Here is a 16,435-nt window from a genome sequence, read left to right on the forward strand (position 1 = left end):
GCTGGGCAAGCGTACGCGCTGGCTGAATTCAAAAGAAATTGAAGCGTATTCGTGTCCACGTCGTTCGGCGTGGACACGAATACGCTATTTGGGCTGCCCGGGGGAGATGGGGTGGCCGGACGCTTACGATGCTTGGGAGTACCACCCGCCCAAGATCGGCTGGCTGTGTTACGTCGAGGACGAAGCCAAGCTCTCGGCCTTCAAGTCCACCGGCTGGAGCGCTGGCATCGCCATCTGATTTCCCATCTTCTTACCCACCAGAAACCCGCTCACGAGGCGGGTTTCGCATTTCTGGAGACCTGCAATGACTAAACCCGAACAACAACCAGCCGCCCTCGTGGAAAACATGCTCCTGCTGCGCCGCGAGGACTTCGACGAACTGCTTGACCGTGCCGCCGAACGCGGAGCCGAGCGTTGCCTTGCCCATCTCGGGCTGGAGAACGGCAGTGCCGCGAAGGACATCCGCGAACTGCGCGATCTGCTGGAAGCGTGGCGCGATGCCCGCCGCACGGCGTGGCAGACCACCATCAAGGTCGTGACCACCGGCATCCTGGCCGCGCTGCTGGTGGGGGCCGCCATCAAGTTGAAGCTGATGGGAGGCGTCCAATGACCGCCAAGCCGAAGATCTGCCTTCTGGACGACTGGCGGCGCGTGTTGCGACGTGCCTGGAGCATCCGCTTCTCGCTGCTGGCTGCTGCCTTCACGGCGGCGGAAGTGGTGGTGCCGCTGTTCGGGGACGTGCTGCCGCGCGGCGCGTTTGTGCTGCTGGCCTTTGCCGCCAGCATCGGCGCAACCGTTGCGCGCATCGTGGCTCAGCCGGAGATGCACCAATGATCCGGCCACCGCAACGAAAAACTGTGGCTGCATTGACCTTGTCCGCCGCCGCCCTAGTCGGCATCGTGCTGCACGAGGGCTACACCGACCGCGCAGTGATCCCCGTCAAGGGCGATGTGCCGACCATCGGGTTCGGCACCACCACCGGGGTGAAGATCGGCGACACCACCACGCCGCCGAAGGCGCTGGCTCGGGCGCTCACCGATGTGCAGCAGTTTGAGGGTGCGCTCAAACAATGCGTAACCGTGCCGCTGGCCCAGCACGAGTACGACGCCCTGGTGAGCTTCTCCTACAACGTCGGCAGCCGCGCATTCTGCCAGTCCACTCTGGTCAGAAGACTCAACGCCAAGGACTACGCCGGGGCCTGTGCCGAGCTGCTGCGCTGGCGCTTCTTCCAGGGTAAGGACTGCGCGCTGCCCGCCAATGCGCGCCTGTGCGGCGGGTTGGCCACACGGCGCGAGGCCGAGTACCGGCAGTGCATCGGGGAGGCATCGTGAGTGTGATTCCATGGCCGTACCGGCTGCTGGCCCTCGCGGTGCTCGGCATCGCCCTGGTCGGCTTCGGCTGGATCAAGGGCGCAAGCCACGTTCAAGCGCAATGGGATGCCGCCGTCCAGCAACAAGCCCTACAGACCGCAGCCATCCGCGAGCGGCAGGCGCAAGCCACCGTCAAGGTCGTCACCCAGTACGTCGACCGCGTCCGCGTCGTTCGCGAGAAGGGCGAAACCATCATCAAGGAGGTTCCCGTCTATGTGCCCTTTCAAGCCGATGCTGCTTGCACTATCAACCGTGGCTTTGTGCGCCTGCACGACGCTACCGCCGCCGGTGAACTGCCCGATCCCGCCCAAGATGCTGATGCTGCCGCCGCAGGCATTGCGCTCTCTGCCGTCGCCGGAACCGTTGCCGCCAACTACCAGACCTGCCACGAAAACGCCGAGCAGTTGAGAGCGTTGCAGGCTTGGGTCAAGGAGATCGGAGCATGTCAATAGTTGTCGCCTGATTCATGCAACCAACCGTGTTCTGTTTTCAGCGCGCAGGATGTCTTGAACGACGGCATCGAGCTCAGGGTTGAGGGTGACGGCATCGATCGGTGACAAGTTGCGCGTGTTCTTTGACCAGCGAACTTGGTTGGCTCCACTTTTTTCAGGCTGCCTCAGTATTGCATATGGCAGCTTTTTCAAAGTAATTTAGCTCGGCCTCAGCAGCTAAAAAACCATAGAATGCGTGGTAGAGACTTTTCTTGTTTAAATAGTCGCCTAGACAAGTAAACTCTTGCTCCAAATCCTTTCTCAAATACCCTGGGATTACCAACAAATCTACTTCTCGACAGATATCAATACGCCCATCTAGTGAGGTTGAAATGCCATCCCACGTATCCATCTCCCCCTCAATAAAACATTGCAACATCTTTCTAGGTGAAGCTGGCTCATAAGAAGTTTTTCCACGGCAGAATATGTCGGAGATAGCATAAGGGCCATGCGCAAGCGCGGTTTCCTTACCACTTCTATGTATGCTCTGCACTACAACCTCTCCAAGCAATTCTGGTTGCCTGGTAATGATAAGATGGTAGATAGAGTAATGGACATGATACTCATTCAGGAAACTTATTTTACCTAAGCCATACTCTATAAATGGCGGATAATCCTTGTAGTCTTTATCGGATGTTTTCCACTTCCAGTACTTGTCGATTTCACAGTTAAAAATCCGCAGGATATTAGACTTTTGTTTTGCGTACAAAACGCCTAATTCAATGCCATCTTTTGCCTCTTCAAAGTAATTACGCCCTTTTTCATCCTTGCGAGTAAATGTCACGTTTGCATAGCCAGCCAGCGAAGCACTCGTTGAATAAATAAGATTCTTGTACAAGGACACTTCGTCAAAGTTATTCCTGAGAAAAATAGTGCTCGTATCTAGATAAACACCACCATATCTTTCCAAAAGCCTAAGCCTGATAATGTCACTATGATTTCCATGCTGAACGCTAGGATCGCCAGCCTTCTCTATCAGTTGATGAAAGTACGGCGGGAGGGGTATGTAGTTTTCAATGTAATCAGGCGCGCGCTTGTCTAACGTGGTAACGATAACAATCCAATCACTGTTACTTAGCCTAGTCTCTAAATTTCTTATGTTTAAGGCATGGCCGATAGGCATGTCCTCTTTAGAAGAGTGCCAGTACAAGAAAACCACTTTTTTATTTTCCAATCTATCACTGTTCTTAATTCGGTTTAACGCATAATCGACGTCTGCGTTTTCGAATTGATTCATATCCTTAATGCCTCCAAAGTCAACCAGACCTTTGCTCTGAACAACTTCAAAGTTTCGACTTGTTGTCGGTTGCCAAATATTAAAATACCTAGTCTCAGGGTAGATAGCGACAACACCTTTATTTAGTACCTTAGAAACATGGACAAGAGATGTGTCTACTGAGATCAATAGTCCTGATTTGCGAATGATCGGAATAACACTTTCAAAATTTGTTATTCCTTTTACCAACTCAGTATTAGGCAAGCTCAAGTCGTCAACCAACTGTGAGGCTGACAGTAAAGAATTAGGAGAGTGCATAACGCCAAAGCTACTATCACGATGATACGTAGCTAGGTGTCTTATAAGAGACTTAGTTTTTTCGATAGAAAGCGACTTGTCATTCCGACTCCCGTAAGGGTTGATCAGAAAATCATAACTTTTTGAAAAACAGTCGTTCTCTACACAAAATGAAGCTCCAGCCAAAGTATTGTTCCCGCTAATTGCCATATCGACAATCGACTGGTAGATTCCGTAGATATCATTGTTTTTCGACTTATCTATGAATTCCTTACTTGACATCTTTAAGGCGCTATCTGTGCTAAAAATGACTCGAGGGTTCAAGAGAAGAACACACAGAACATCCTTAACTCCAAGCTTGCCAAAGAGTGGGACGATTGCATCACACCTTTTTACATTGAATGCGATATTAACTAGATCAAACCATCCAAAATTCTTCTCAAGTACGTGAACTGAATCTACTTGTGTCACCGAGCAATAGAGCGCACGCAGTGGTTCGTTGGTAATTACACTAACTCTTACACCGCAGTGAGAGGTTAGGAATTCGATGATGGGAGCCGAAGCGATAGCGTCACCGTACTTACCATTCCAGTTAACGAAAACAATATGCCTGACGTTGCTATTTTTTTTCGTAAGCCGCTTGATGAGTACAAATGACCAATCAAGAAGCCGTATCAGGAGCTCACTAAGCACAGGAAATAGAGTCTTCATTTAGAGCTGGCTCCGGTTGTTTGGACAGTTTTTCCTGACCGATAATTGGACGCCTGCGGGTGGCTGTCCAATCCCGGACGACTCCTTGACCTTGAGGTTTGCCAGAAGATTACCTTTAACAAAATCTCGCGTGCCGTTGCAAGTTTCAGGATGCGGTGATAAATGTGATCATACGGAACTAGACCCCGCCTTTGGCCAGGATCGTCTATCGTCGGCAAGACGCTGGTCAAATTCGGCGTACCGGCAGAAGGATATGAATGCGTTATCGACAGAGGTTCTATTGGACAATCCTTATGAGTTGTTAGCCACAATGCCCGATGCTGAGCGAATCCATTCGCTTAAAGCACGGATAGTGCCCGGCCTAGGCGTGGCGCAGGGAACTCTCGCTCGCCAGTTGCCACTGATCAGCCAAGGCTTCCCCGAGGTCGTAGACTGTTACCCTGGGACCATAAATATGGAGCTCGAATGTCCTCTCGAAGTGACGCAGCCCGATCATCGCACTCCTCCGCTCGCCTGGACTCCGAGCGGACGAACGACTGAAGTATTCGACCTAGTACGTATTGAGCTCGAGTTCGGCCCACTACCGACGCGTGTGCCCGCTTGGTTGTACGTTGCCCACGCATCCCCTCACCGTGGCACCCCGACCGTTCATGAGGTGATAACTCAGCAGTTAAACCTGAGTGAGGTCAGTGAGTGCCAAATTCATCTGCGCGCAAGCGCAGTAACACTGACACCCACACATTCACAAACGAAGCCTCAAGGCTGGCTGCTCACGGGTAAATAGCCCTGCCATTGGTACTTAACAACCCGGCATTTGTCAGGTACTCCCTCAGCAGCACCAAGGAAGGAGCACATTGCGGCTGGCCTAGAAACTCGTTGCCCAAGGCAGACTTGTACAGGCGCAGCCAGGTCGACGCAGGCACCTTCGGCAGGAAGGCGGCGAGCGACTCTCGGTTTCCCTCCCCGAACAACAAGCGCAGGGTGCGCAGGATTGGCTGGTAGTCCCGCGCAGACAACAGCTCCGCAACGGTATCGTCCAGCCGTTGCTCGACCACCACACTATTCAGCCGATCCTCAACCGAGGCGTCGCCTAGCGCCACCCGGGGGTCGATCGCCACCGGATAGATTGCGCGGAACGACTTTGCACCGTTACGCATGGATTCATAAAGCACTTTGTCGGCAGTAGATCCGGTAACCAACACATCGTCGCCGAAGATCACATGCACACCGCTCCATCGATAGAAATTTTCAGCCGGAATGACGTGGTCTTGGACCAGATTGACGCGCTCCCGCTCCTCGGTACTGAGGCTGGCGTAGTCCTCGCAGGGCGGCGCAATTCTGGGTAGCTTAACGTTGATGATGGTCGGCAACGCCATATGCGCCAGTTTGACGTTGACCTCCTCGACCACGAACTCATAGAGCACGTTCGCCGTGGACGGCACGTTGCGCCAACCAGTGGTCATCATCACCACGTTGTCACCACGGACCTTGGCGTTCTGGAACAGGTATGACCACTGCGAGTCTGGCCTATCCAGCTCACCACAGAGGTAGTCGATCAGTTGTCTTGCGAGATACCGGATGTCATGCACACCGCCGTATTTTGCACGGCTGTAGATCCCCGCCAGTGCTGAGGCATCGCTGCCCGTGGCCATGTCGCGAAACACCCCCGACTCGGCAGGTGTAAGGCAGTGCAGGGCAGTACCGCCAAAAATCGAAACATACTCGGTCATGCTGATCAGGTCACGTGCAAACAGCTCGGCAGCGAACGCGCGGAATCCAGTTTTCACATCATTCGCACGGGGCTGAGCGGAAGCCTGACGGAACATCGCCAACTGGACATCAATCGGGCTCTTAAGTACCTCGAACCATGGCGGAGAATTTTCGGGGTAAATCATGTTCAAGGCCGTTCAAGTCCTGCTGTCAAAGTTGCCGGTGTGCCCGGTAACGTCAGGCTGTCGAGGGAGACATCGATTCGTCGGCGCCTCTCGTAGTAACTAATGCTCTTCAGCCCCAAAGGCCTCAGGGCCTCAAGCAGTTCAGCAATGCCCGCACCAGCGTCGCTCGGGTCATGGGTATCAGATCCAATCGTGAAAGGCACCCCGTGTGCGATAAGCTGTGCCACCAATTCCCGAGACGGATGAGACCAAAAGCCTTGGACCTCCCTGCCCGTTGTAGGGTCCAGGCTCGACTTTCGAAGACCTGAGGCATTGAGCTCGAATGCGATACCGCTTCTGGCGAGCTGCGCTAGCAAAGGTTCGAAACGGCGCAGGAAAATATCTTCCGGCACGCCACGCAGCAAGGTGTCAGCGTGCCCTACAGCATCGAACAATCCACTGTCTAGCAGACCTTCGAGATTGGCGAAGTAGCGATCTAGAAACGCCTGTCCGGCAAGGCGTGGCAGCTCCCAGACCTTCACCATCGCCTCATCTGGAACTTCCACGTAATGAATTGAGCCGATTACAAAGTCCATCGGGTAACGAGCAAGCAGCTCGCGATTGAAGGCATCGGTGCCCGGCATGTAGTCGAGCTCAAGGCCACACAGGATGGTGATATGCCCCTGATAAATCTCCCGCGCCCGTTCGATGTCAGCGAAATAGCGATCAAGTTCGGACGCGAGCAGACGATTGTCCATATCCACGGGGAACGGCGCGTGGTCGGTGATGGTTAGGACGGTCACGCCTGCGGCGATCGAGGCACGAACTAACTCGTCGACAGTGCCGATCGCATGCTTCGAATATAAGGTGTGGCTGTGTGAGTCGATCATGCAGCGTCCCACTGTTCAAGCAACCCTGCATGACCTGCCAGCTCCTTCACCAGCCAGTAGGGGTTGTTCGCCTTGGCGATGATCGAACGAAGCAGGTCTGTGTTATCAAGGCGCGCCAGCAACTCGGTCAAGGGTTGCGTATAAAGTGCTCGGGTTAACGGTGTTTCCCGCACGTGGTCGACCAGCCGTTGCCAGTCGACCTGGTCAAAGTGAATGTTGCCCAGGCGCTGATTCTCGATGCCATACAGGTATATATCGCCGCTAGGCTTTACCGTGACATCCAAACCGTTGGCCTGCGGCGGTTTATTCAGGCTGCCGAAGGTGAAGGGCTTGTTGACCTTTGACTCGATCGCCTCGATGTAGCCCAGCATATCCAGATAGCCGGGGGCGGTTTCTGGAGCAGGGTGAACGAGGTTCTTGTAGTCGATGCCGAAGCGCTCGCCGCCCGCGACCAGTACATCTTCCAGCACGCTCCACGGCTCGATGGCAGCCTCAAGCCCCCAGCAGGCCAGTTCGGACTTTAGGTACTCGCGAGTGAAATCGCGATCGGTATCGATTGAGCGGAACGAGAAACTCAGCCCAGAAGGTCGCCGACGCCGCAGGAAGTCCAAGCTGAAACCATGGGCCCGCCATTTGACCTTCTCGATATGATGGCTGTCTGCACTGAGGCGGATGTTGCAGGTGTCGCCACTGGCCACGACAATCCGGTTTGTCGTATCGTAGAACTCCTCCATCTTGTCATGTGGATAGAACCCACTGGTGATGAATTCGAAGCACTTGCCACCTTCGGACAACCCGAGAATCTCGTGGAACACTTTGGCGTTGTTGAGTGGCTCGCCTTCACCACTGATGGAGATACGCTTGACCTCCGAGGCATTGATCAACCTGGCAAGGTTTTCCCGCGCCAACGTTGAAAGCTCCATGCTAATGCCCGCTTTGTGCTTGTCGGCGTACATACAGAAGGCACAGCCGATGCCACATATTTGTGTAATGTCGATGTATAGGAGGTGCCCCTGAAGATGCATTAAAAGCCTCAATCCAACCTTGCGCCAATGCATAGGTTTTTGTTGTAAACAATTTCAAATGGCTGCGATGACGGATGAAATCTATGTGAACCAATACCGTCTGTCAGCGCCAAATCATTCAGCGCAATACTTTTTCTGCGCCAACAAACCAGCTCGCCTGTGCGCTCGAGTTCTCTGTTTTTGTGTTCATGGATGTCCTCAGATAGTGCTGCGCAATGCGACGAACTGGTTATTCGGCCCCTCAGACCAGATGTCGAGGTGTGGGCAATTCGACACCAAGTAGGCCAAGGGCCTCGTCAAGCTGAACGGGAAGAGGACCGGCAACGATTGCAGGCTGTTGACCGACACGGGCTTGCCGGCGTAGCGCACGGCCGCCTCGATCAACCAGGCCGTCAGTCCGTCGTTGTCGATCGCGGTTGGTGCCAGCCGGATGACCCGCTTGCCTTTCTCGACCCGCTCCACGGCGCCCCAACTCGCCTGGCTCTGGATGACCATGTTGGTCATACGCCGGGTGCCTTCGCGCTCTCCGTAGGTCTCGCTCATCCGGCGATGCACTTCGGCGGACGCGCAGTCGCCCTGGATGGCGGAGAGGCGGCCCACCAGCTCGGCCACTTTGCCAAAAAACGGGTAGGTCGCCACCGACATACCCCAGCACAGCGCCGCGACCGGTATGTCCGGCTGCGTCTTGTGGATGGCCACGCCGCGATCCGCGTAATCGACCAGTTCGGCGCGCGGCTCCAGCCACAGCCGATTCAATACGGTGCGTGTTTTCTTCTTGGCTTCCACGCCAAGCTCGGCTGCATCGAGCAGTGCATTCAGATCATCTAGCCCAGCCACGCCCGCACGAATATTCAGTGCCGCAGCCGCCCAATCAAGCTGAATGAACCGATCAAAGCCTATTTTTGGGGCTGATGAATTCATTCGGTACCAATCACATAACTGACTTTCACAAAGGGCACGATCAACTCTTCGATCGACACCCCGCCGTGGACCACCACCTGCTCGCCCTCCGGCACAAAGGCGGTTCGTCCGCCTGCGAATAGGGGCATGAAGTTCGCGGGTAGTCCAGCGATGTCCAACCTGACTGTGGTGGGATAGGCCGCAGCGGAATCGGCCAGCAACGGCTCACTCCGGTAGACCCGAACGCGCTCGCCGCGCGTCTCGGCAATCACGCCCTGGTTGGGTCTGCCGACGCCGGTGGACTCCACATTGCCGTGGTCCGCCGTGAGATAGATGTGGTATCCCCTGTCCAGCAGCAGCGAGAACAGTCGGTCGACGAATCCGGTCGACAACCAGTTGCCGATCCACATCGCCACGTCCTTCTTAGACCGCTCCTTGTGGAGCCGATCGTCCACCTCATCGATGACCAGGCCCACCACCTTCGGACGCCGGTCGTTCAAGTCCGCCTCAAGCACATCCAGTTGATCAATCTGGCGCAGCGCGCGTCGGTACATCACCTCATTCGAGTTGACGCCTTCGTTCTGCCAGAACGTCTTCCACAAGGATTCCTCCTTGTCCGTCCTGTCGATGGAGTCGTCGAACTCTCGCGGTTTCAGGCCGGAGAACAGCGCCTGGCGCGACACCGATGTCACAGTCGGCAGCCATGCAAACGCGGTTCCCTCGTCGAACGCGAAACGTTTCGTGGTGGCGATCAGGCGCTCGCGGATCTGCACCCACTGGTCGAAGGCCAGCCCGTCGAATACCAGTAGAGCCACCTTGTTTTCCCCTGCGGACCGCCGATGGCGCAAGAAGCGCGGCACGTGGTGCACCATCACCGGACCTTTGGTCACCGGCTGCAGGATCAGGTCGGCGTAATGCTTGGCTGCGACCCAGGCTTGCAGATGCTCGTCCGATTGCGCCTGCAAGGTCTTGATCCGCTCTCGAATCACCGGCAGGTGTTCGCTGCCTTCCGTGCCTGGTAGACCATGCGTGCGGGCCAGGATCTCACCGTAGCGTTTGGCGAACTCGCTCCAGTCCTTGTGCGAAGAGGCCGCCGTTGGGGTCGCTGCGATCAGGCCATCGATGCCTTTGAGCACCAAAGCCTGCAACGCCGCCGGGTCCTGAACAATGCCGGCCTTGATCCAACTCGGCATCCCCGCCGGAACGCTGTGCACCGCCAACGGATGCAAGCTGCCGTCGAGGAACATGGAATCGACCAGCACCTGCACATCGGAGTGGTCGAACGGAATCTCGATCTTGGCGAGGTAGTCTGGCGGTGGCGGTTCACCCGTGCGCGTGCCATCCAGCCCCAGGGTCTTCAGATAGCGGTACCACGCATCCTGTACCACGCGCAGCAGCGCGCTCTTGGATGCCAGCCATGTGGCGACGGGAAGGTCCGGGAACAGTCCCTTGCCCTGGAGGATGCTTGCCGCGTGCTGGGCGAACAGGGGTGGCAACGAGCGGTTGGCGAAGTGCATGCGCAGCAGCTCACGCCAGAAGTCGACCGGGTTGCGAATGGATCTCGGCGTCAGTTGGTAGACGTGTTCGAGAATGAAGTCCTTGGACTCGTTCTCACCGCGCGCTGACTGCAATTCGGTCTGGTGGGCATGAAACAGCCCGGCAAAGTGCTCCGGCTCGACTTGCTGTACCGCACTGTATGCCAGCCTGGGGAAGAGCTCCGCAAGGCTGAGCCGGACCACACGTCCGTGGTGCACGATGTCCCACGGCAACTCATTCGCGTCGGCGCTGCGCAGATGCAGAACCAGCGAAGGTGCTGGCCCCGCCTCACCGCGATCCCAGGCTGCGCGATAGCGTTCCTCGTATTCCGCCCGAAAGGCAAACGGGTCTTCGTACAGCATGACCTCGAAGCCCCGGCTGCGCAGTTCGGACAGGAGCTTTTCGTCCAGCAGCACATCGTCGGGGTCGCACGCCACCCACAGCCGGGTGAGATCGGCCGTGAAGTGGCTGAGAATGCGTTCTGACCACTGACTCATCCCACCTGTCCTCCGGGCATCACATCGCCGGAGACGCGCACCATCATCACGGCATTCAAATCCGGCACGCTGGCCTCCATGTCGTCCAGGGCGGCCATACGTGCATCGTGTTCTTGTTGCAGCCGCTTGCGCCGGTGCTCACGCACGGCGGGTAAGCCAATGCGCCCAATGGCCTGGCCTCGCGCCTCGAACGCATACAGCGCACGTTCGCGCTCTTCTTTCAGCCGGGCGCGGTGTTCGGTCAGCAGCTCCGTGAAGATCCGTTCACCCTGGGTGCTGGCAGCGGAATGCGATGCCTCGAACCACCTCACCGACTCCTCGGCACCCGTCACGGCATGCACGTCTACGGTTTCAGTGAGCAGCAGATCCCAGACGCGTTTCGCGGTTGGTACGAAGGGGCGGCCTTCCTCGTTGATGAACACAGGCAGGAAACGCTTCCGGCTCAAGCCTTCTGCCGCCAGACTGATTTCCCATAGCGACCAGATACCACGAACCGAATCCGGCAAACCGGTCACGCGGATCACCGGCAGTGGCTGCCCGGCGACAAAGCGTGGCAGCTCACTGATCACAGCCCGGGCGCGTGGGTCTTCCATCGTGACCCATTCCAACTCCGGGTTCTCATCCGCCGTGCGGGCGTCGAAACAGGCCTGTGCCGACTCGCTGCCGTCCGCCCACTTCACTTGCCACGCCTTGCCAACCTTCGTTGCAGAGCCGCCGCGCGCAGCCAACCCGCTGGTGATGGCGCGCTCCAGCCAGAACTGCGCCGGGTGGTCGCGCCACTTGCGGGCATCGTCGGCATCCAGATCATGTTCAGTAGTGAGCAGATCGCTATTCTTCTTCGACTCTGCCAGGGTGGATCGCAGCTGCGACACCACCGCGTCGCACTCCTGTTCGATGGCATCCGGGTTCTGCAAACCGTGCACGAACAACTCGTCGAAGATCGGGTCGGCCTCGACCGAATCCATCACGTCGGCCGCCTTGTCGACGCCAAACTCCTGCGCGATGACCTCGAGCTTTGCCTCCAATACCTGGCGCACCCGATGCTCCACGGTGTCTTCGAGTACAAAGTTGATGGCGCGGACCACGTGCTTCTGTCCGATGCGATCCACCCGGCCAATGCGCTGCTCGATCCGCATCGGGTTCCACGGCATGTCGAAGTTGAGGATGACGTGGCAGAACTGCAGGTTCAGGCCTTCACCACCGGCATCTGTCGAAATCAGCACGCGCACATCCTTGGAGAACACCTGTTGTGCACGCGTGCGCGCTTCCAGATCCATGCTGCCGTTGAGCGTCGCCACAGAGAAACCACGGCTCTCCAGGTAATCGGCCAGCATCGCTTGCGTGGGCACGAACTCGGTGAAGATCAGCACCTTCAGCGCCGGGTCACCTTCCTCTTGCTGCAGCTTGTAGATCAGCTCCAGCAGCGCCTCGGCCTTGGCGTCGGTGCCAGCGGCTTCGGTTTCCCGCGCCAAATCCAGCAGCATCTCGACTTCGGACTTCTCCAGCTCCCAGCCACTGGACTGCATGGCCAGATCTACCTGGGACTGACCGTCCAGGTCCGCCCACTCGTCGGCGCTGGTGTTCTCGAACAGGTTGGCCTGCGGCTGCGGTGCTTCAAGCAGGGCCTGGCGCTTTTCCAGCGTGGTGCGGATGGCTGCCGTACTGGACGTCACCAGCCGCTGCATCAGGATCATCAAGAAGCCGATGTGGCGCTGCTTGGCCGCCATAGCCTTGTTGTAGCCGTGGCGCACATAGTCGGTCACTGCCTCGTACAGGCGCTGCTGCGAACCATGGCGGGCCTGCCAGGCCACCGCTTGCAGCCGGGTGACACGCGGCTTGAACAGCGGCTGGCCCTCGGCATTGATGGACACACGCTTCTCGGTGCGGATCACGAAGGGCCGCACCCGGTCACGGCTGACGCTGCTCTCGTCCGGGAAGGCTTCGCGATCCAACAACTGCATCAGCCGCATGAACTGGTCGGTCTTGCCTTGGTGCGGCGTGGCCGACAGCAGTAAGAGATAGGGCGATGCCTCGGCCAGCGCCGCGCCCAACTTGTAGCGGGCCACCTGCTCGGTGCTGCCGCCCATGCGGTGGGCTTCGTCGATGATGACCAGATCCCACGACGCCGAAATCAGGTCCTCGAAGCGCTCGCGGTTGTAGGTGTTGAGTTGCTCCAGGCTCCAGCCGCGCCGACTCTCCATCGGCTTCACTGAGTCAAGCGAGCAGATCACCTGGTCGTGCATGCGCCACAGGTTCTCTTCCTCGCCCGCGCCGCCACTGCGCCACTGCCGGAAGGCCGCCAGCTCGGACGGCTCGATGAACTGGAACTTCTCGCCGAAGTGCAGGCGCATTTCGGCCTGCCACTGGCGCACCAGTCCCTTGGGCGCCACCACCAGGATGCGCTTCACCCGGCCACGCAATTTCAATTCACGCAGCACCATGCCGGCCTCGATGGTCTTGCCGAGGCCCACCTCATCGGCCAGCAGGTAGCGGATACGGTCGCGGCTGATGGCGCGGTTCAGCGCATAGAGCTGGTGCGGCAGCGGCACCACGCTGGACTGGATGGGTGCCAACAGCAGGTTGTCCTCTAGCGCATCCAGCAGCTTGGCGGCCGCCGTGGTATGCAGGATCTGCTCCACGCTCGGGCGCACGCTTTCCAACGAGGCCAGGTCCACCGCCCGAGCGCGCACCACCGCGTCCTTGGCGGGCAGCCATACGCGATAGGCGACTTCGCCCCACACGTCCTGCCGTTCGATCACTCGGCACGGCGATGCCTGCCGGGTAAACCAGCACCAGTCGCCAATGGTGAACCCGCCGCCGGCCATGTTCAGATCCCGTCTTCTGTACGGGTCAGCGCGAGGTCATAGAGGGTGAGCAGTTTCTCGTCCTCTTGCAGTGTTTCCTCAGGCAGCTTATTAGCGACGCTGATGATCGTCGCGTAGTCCTTGCTGGCCCATGCCGCGCGGAAACCTGCACGCAGCACCTCCAGACGTGACTCCTTGATCTTGCGACCTGTGAACGACCGATAGGCCTCGAATTCCTTGAGCAGCGCCTTCTCGCGCTTTTTCTCCAGGTCTTGTGCCTTGTTCGGGTCGGGCACGTACCAGCGATCCTTCGCCTTGGCTACCAGCGCTGGACTGTTCTTCTCCAGCCCGCGCAGATCCTTGTGGTTGGTCGATAGGTAGCTGTGGATTTGGCTCGGCACCTCGCCGGTACCGTCGTAGCGCAAGAAGTTGTCCTCAAGCAGCTGGTCCAACTCCGGAATGATCTCGCCCTTGCGCTTGGCCGAACCGATCTGCGGGATGTACTCGGGGTGAATCTCCGAGCGAGTCGACGGGCGCTTGAGCAGGAAGTTGGTCAGCCAGTCGATGGCACTGCGCTCATCGGAAACGAACAACTCTGCCTGCTTCACCTGCGGTATGCGCGACCGCGCCTTCTCGTACTCGACCAATTGGTCGGGCAGGAACACCATGCCATCCATCTCGCGGAAACGAACGGGCAACTCAGCCAGAAACTCCGGCGTCGAGATCGGCACCATCGCACCGTGGCGGATAAACCAGGACGCCATGCGGTCGTAGATACGACGTGGATCGCGCTCTACGATGTTCAATAGTTCCTGCGGATATCCGGAAGTGACTTTGACGGAGGGCAATTGTTTCAAGTGGGTCTGCACGAAGTCCCAAGCTGTCTCGACAGTCGCGCCAGCTCGGTTGAAGCGGTCCTCCAAGCCACCATTCGGCTTGTAGGCGGAAATCACCAAGTCCTGCTTCACTGCCGTGGTCGAAGTGACCTGCCGGTAGCTACCCTGCACCTTGTCGAGTGCTGTCACCTCGGCCACCACAAATCCCGCTTGCTGCAACGCGACTTGAATCGCGTTCCAGACAGCGGCTTTGCTGTTTGAGAACACGACCGTCATCCAGCGCCCGGGCTTAAGCACGCGGTAGTACTCCGCAAAGCAGCGCTGCATCAAGTGTTGATACTCCGGCAGACCCTTTTTCTTAGGCTTGTCGACAATTGCCTCAGATGTGGATGCGGTTACAACACCATGCCAACCTTCAACGAGAAAATTCAGATCTGCATAGAAAATATTCTCTCCGAACGGCGGGTCCGTAAAGATGTAATCAATGGAAGAGTCTGCGACAGGAAGATCACCAATTGATCCTGTCGAAATAGCAGCGTCAGAATCTTTCCAATGGGTGGGCTCAAAGGCTTTCGCAAGCCGCTTTAGCTTTCCACCCAAGACGTACCAAGGGCTGAGTTCAGCATGCTGTGATGGGACGTAATAGACGCCCTTCATGTATTGAGATACTTGCGAAAACCCGGCTGGGCGGTAGGAGTTGCAAACTGACATGTTCCATATCGCCTGCTCAACGAAATAGAGCAACATCGATCGAATCCGCAAGTCCGGCTCAGAATTCGCCTTCTCCCACATCAAACCCAAGGCCTGCGCTGCCCTCGGCAGAAAAAAGTGGTGGATCTGAGAAAAGCCTTTTGGCGCAATTCGCGACCCGTGATACATCTGCTCAATTGGAAATCTCGCAGTGGGCATCGTGGTGGGCAAATCAAGCGCCTCAATGCGGCTCAGAACACCTAAATCTGCCTGATCCGGATGCTTTTGATGGCGACTGCCTGCAGCCTCATAGATGATGAGTGCAGGCTGAAACTTCACACGTTTCCAGCCTTCGCCGTTAGATGGATCGATTCGACTTTCAAGCACTCGATCCATATTGTCCTTGCTTAGCTCTGCTCCACAGTGCGGGCAAGGAAATTTGTCTCTGACATGTTGATTGTCAGCGTCGTATGCCTCGTTTAGAAAATTTACTTCACCAGCGCAGTCTGGGCAGGTGAATATTTCGCTCCACACGGTGTATTCAATCCGCCCCTTCGTCCTACCATCCTTGTGTAGGGTTTCGTACATCCAGCCGATTTCCCGATCCACTTCGGCAAGTAGTCTCTGGCCCGCTTTAGAGAAGGCGTCGATATTGAACGGCAAGTTGTAGTTGGCCGCGATAAATGTTGCTGCAGGTGAAAGGTCGTTCAAAATGACTCGGCGCGAACCCCAGTTGGGCGCGGCTTTGCCTTGCTTCTTCCACTCCATCTCCAGCCCGTGTCGATAGGTGGCTGGTGCTGAACCGCACCACTGAGCCGCTACACCGGTCATGCCTGATCCACCAAAACCATCCAGCACAATGTCACCAGGCTCGGTGTAATGAAGGATCGACGGGACGATCGCAAGGTGCGGTACCTTCGTGTGATACGAGTGCGCTTTATAGATCGGGTCGGTCTTGCCGACGGAAACGTCGATAGTCTGCGGCTCGCGGCTGTACTTCACGCTCGGGTCGTATGGCTTGCCGTAGTGACGCACGAAGTCTTCGAGGAAGGGATTCGGGCACGCGGTGTAGTACGGCGGGTCCGACATCGCCAAGATGGCCTCATCCGTACCCTGCGGGAAGCCTTCGATCTTGCGGAACGCCGGATCTTTCAGCTTCTCGGCCAGCAGCTTGGTGAAGTGCTCGCGCCGGGCTCGTTCGCTTGAGAATGTCTGGCCAAGGCATTCCACCGGGCCAGTCGCGCCAGTTTTTTGGCCGTGCAGTAAGTCGTTCATACGTTCGTTCCTCAAATTCTTCT

Annotated in this window: 13 protein-coding genes; 5 read left to right on the top strand and 8 right to left on the bottom strand. The window is 57.2% G+C overall.

Features of this window, described 5'->3' with window-relative positions:
* The 5 genes from GH681_RS23810 to GH681_RS20700 form a co-directional block, all read left to right on the top strand.
* Positions 1-238, top strand: a 238-nt coding sequence (locus tag GH681_RS23810; protein ID WP_228112009.1) for a DUF2793 domain-containing protein, incomplete at its 5' end; no start/stop codon positions are given.
* Positions 239-304: 66 nt separating this feature from the next.
* Entirely contained in the window at positions 305-610 is a 306-nt protein-coding gene (locus GH681_RS20685) for a DUF6127 family protein (RefSeq protein ID WP_153163439.1), read from the top strand.
* Positions 607-834 (top strand): hypothetical protein, encoded by a 228-nt coding sequence (locus GH681_RS20690; protein WP_153163440.1) that lies wholly within the window; start codon positions 607-609, stop codon positions 832-834. Before GH681_RS20685 ends, GH681_RS20690 begins: the two co-directional genes overlap by 4 nt.
* Positions 831-1,331 carry a lysozyme gene (locus tag GH681_RS20695; protein ID WP_153163441.1) on the top strand — a complete coding sequence of 167 codons (501 nt, stop codon included), beginning with the start codon at positions 831-833 and terminating at the stop codon, positions 1,329-1,331. The genes GH681_RS20690 and GH681_RS20695 overlap by 4 nt, the downstream gene beginning before the upstream one ends.
* The gene (locus GH681_RS20700) at positions 1,328-1,822 is read left to right on the top strand and encodes a hypothetical protein (protein ID WP_153163442.1); all 495 of its coding nucleotides are present in this window, start codon (positions 1,328-1,330) and stop codon (positions 1,820-1,822) included. Before GH681_RS20695 ends, GH681_RS20700 begins: the two co-directional genes overlap by 4 nt.
* A gap of 154 nt (positions 1,823-1,976) precedes the next feature.
* Here the strand turns inward: GH681_RS20700 and GH681_RS20705 are convergent, their stop codons facing one another.
* The 8 genes from GH681_RS20705 to GH681_RS20740 all read right to left on the bottom strand — a co-directional run bounded on the left by GH681_RS20705 (position 1,977) and on the right by GH681_RS20740 (position 16,412).
* The gene (locus tag GH681_RS20705; protein ID WP_153163443.1) at positions 1,977-4,085 is read right to left on the bottom strand and encodes a capsular polysaccharide synthesis protein; all 2,109 of its coding nucleotides are present in this window, start codon (positions 4,083-4,085) and stop codon (positions 1,977-1,979) included.
* Between the two features lie 770 nt (positions 4,086-4,855).
* Positions 4,856-5,980: a hypothetical protein gene (locus GH681_RS20710; RefSeq protein ID WP_153163444.1), complete on the bottom strand. Its 1,125-nt coding sequence runs from the start codon at positions 5,978-5,980 to the stop codon at positions 4,856-4,858.
* Positions 5,981-5,982: 2 nt separating this feature from the next.
* On the bottom strand, positions 5,983-6,849 hold the full coding sequence (locus GH681_RS20715; protein WP_153163445.1) for a histidinol-phosphatase: 867 nt from the start codon (positions 6,847-6,849) through the stop codon (positions 5,983-5,985).
* Complete coding sequence (locus GH681_RS20720; RefSeq protein ID WP_228112010.1) at positions 6,846-7,805, bottom strand: hypothetical protein; 960 nt, start codon at positions 7,803-7,805, stop codon at positions 6,846-6,848. Before GH681_RS20720 ends, GH681_RS20715 begins: the two co-directional genes overlap by 4 nt.
* A 267-nt stretch (positions 7,806-8,072) precedes the next feature.
* Positions 8,073-8,795 (bottom strand): hypothetical protein, encoded by a 723-nt coding sequence (locus GH681_RS20725; RefSeq protein WP_153163446.1) that lies wholly within the window; start codon positions 8,793-8,795, stop codon positions 8,073-8,075.
* Positions 8,792-10,807, bottom strand: a complete 2,016-nt coding sequence (gene pglZ, locus GH681_RS20730) for a BREX-3 system phosphatase PglZ (RefSeq protein WP_153163447.1) — start codon at positions 10,805-10,807, stop codon at positions 8,792-8,794. Before pglZ ends, GH681_RS20725 begins: the two co-directional genes overlap by 4 nt.
* The gene (locus GH681_RS20735) at positions 10,804-13,632 is read right to left on the bottom strand and encodes a DEAD/DEAH box helicase (RefSeq protein WP_153163448.1); all 2,829 of its coding nucleotides are present in this window, start codon (positions 13,630-13,632) and stop codon (positions 10,804-10,806) included. Before GH681_RS20735 ends, pglZ begins: the two co-directional genes overlap by 4 nt.
* Positions 13,633-13,634: 2 nt before the next feature.
* Positions 13,635-16,412: a DNA methyltransferase gene (locus GH681_RS20740; protein ID WP_153163449.1), complete on the bottom strand. Its 2,778-nt coding sequence runs from the start codon at positions 16,410-16,412 to the stop codon at positions 13,635-13,637.
* Positions 16,413-16,435 lie beyond the last annotated feature (23 nt).

This window comes from Zoogloea sp. 1C4 (genome assembly GCF_009469605.1).
Classification (GTDB): Bacteria; Pseudomonadota; Gammaproteobacteria; order Burkholderiales; family Rhodocyclaceae; genus Zoogloea; species Zoogloea oryzae.